Genomic DNA, 1,617 nt, shown 5'->3' with positions numbered 1-1,617 from the left:
GGAGATGTCTTCTTTTTTTGACCCTATTCGGTTGTATTCCTCAATGATCCTTAGTCGGCTATTCTCAATATCCGCTTTAGATTCACCGCAAATATGGCCATCGCACCTTGCAACTGCATGCCAATCAGACCCGAGGATGTGGCGACATCATACCCGTGTCTATGTTTGAGTTCGCTGTTCTTTGCTTCAATTTTGTATCTTTCCTTGGATTTGGCTTTAAAAGACTCCGTTTCTTGGAACGCCATTTGTTCCGTATGTTCATCGGATTTAATGCTCACGGAGTAGGTTTTACTGTTGGCACCCTCCTGGTAACAGCCCTCCTTGAACGGACAATGCTTGCATTTCTCCACGTCAAAAAAGTATGTGTCTCTTTGGTTTTTGCCACGGCCCTTCTTTCCCTGCCGAGCCTTTCGAATGGCTAGATGACCGGCCTTGCACACATACATGCCTGCATCTTTGTTGAACAGAAACTCATCTTCTTTTTTTCGGGTGCCCTGTGTGATGTTGGGATTAAGCTTGGATACAAGTTCGAGATCGTTGTTTTTTGCGTACGAAATGTTATCCTTCTCGGAATAGGCGGTATCCCCAATTACAGTCTTGACCAGCATACCAGCCATTTTGCTTTTTTCGACTAATGCTTCCAATTGCTTACCGTCATTCTTCTCGCCTGTTGTGATTACGGCTGCCGTAATGATGCGCTCCTCGGTCATGGCAAGATGTGTTTTGTATCCAAAGAAGGCGGAATCTGCACTCTTATGTCCCACACGCGCATCCGGATCCGCCGCCAGCCGAAGTTGCTCGACATCATCTTCCACTGTCTCTTTCAGCAAGTTAAGCGGCTCTAGAATTTTCGGTACTTGCGCGATTCCGGATTCCTTTTCGATGAAGGCGACGAGTTTTTGGCAATACTCGATTTCGTCTTCAAGCACGTTGTTCATATTCTTTGCTGGCATTTTGGTTTTGGCTGATTCATCCATGCTATAAACGGCCTTTCGCAGTTTCCGCGCACGATCTTGTAAGATTTCTTGCGGTGATTTCTGGTTGTAGCGCGCTTTCGTATGCGTAGCGTCAACGATAATGGAGTTGCTCTTCAAAATATTCTGCTCGATGGCGAGGGCAACCGTCTTACCAATGAGTAAGTCCAATAGGTTGATGTCTTTCAACCGTAGTTTGCGGAATTTGGTTAGAGAACTCGGGTCAATTACCGGGTCCTCGGGTGCCATGCCGAGGAAGAATTTGAACGACAGGTCATACTTCGAACGCTCGACAATGTCTACGTCAGATAATTCAAAGATAGCTTTTAGCAGTAAATATTTAAACATGCGAATAGGGTCAATGGCATTTCGTCCATTGTCCAAACAATACTTTGATTCTAGTTCCTCGTATATGAAGTCGAAGTCCACCAGTTCGTTGATTTGTCGCAGCATATTGTCCTTCGGCACGACGATGTCATACAGTGCCGCATAAGGACTCAGGACTAAGGTTTGTTGTTGCCGAATCATGTGCTCTCACCCGCTTTTTGTGATGACTCAATTATACGACAAAAAAGGTACAGCCTCTTCAACTTTCTTGAAGGGCAGTACCTTTTTCTAAGAGCTAGACTTTTTCAGTGGCCTC

1 protein-coding gene is annotated in these 1,617 nt (G+C 45.4%); it reads right to left on the bottom strand.

Annotation, left to right across the window (positions count from 1 at the left end):
• Positions 1-50 precede the first annotated feature (50 nt).
• The gene (locus FPZ49_RS35070) at positions 51-1,502 is read right to left on the bottom strand and encodes an IS1182 family transposase (RefSeq protein WP_144855358.1); all 1,452 of its coding nucleotides are present in this window, start codon (positions 1,500-1,502) and stop codon (positions 51-53) included.
• Positions 1,503-1,617: the final 115 nt, after the last annotated feature.

It is taken from the genome of Paenibacillus cremeus (genome assembly GCF_007786445.1).
Classification (GTDB): domain Bacteria; phylum Bacillota; class Bacilli; order Paenibacillales; family NBRC-103111; genus Paenibacillus_G; species Paenibacillus_G cremeus.
The sequence above is the reverse complement of the archived record's forward strand: the minus strand, read 5'-3'. Positions and strand labels throughout refer to the sequence as shown.

Coding starts and splice junctions, on each gene's coding strand:
- FPZ49_RS35070 (WP_144855358.1), bottom strand. CDS start 1,502: ATGATTCGGCAACAACAAACCTTAGTCCTGAGTCCTTATGCGGCACTG.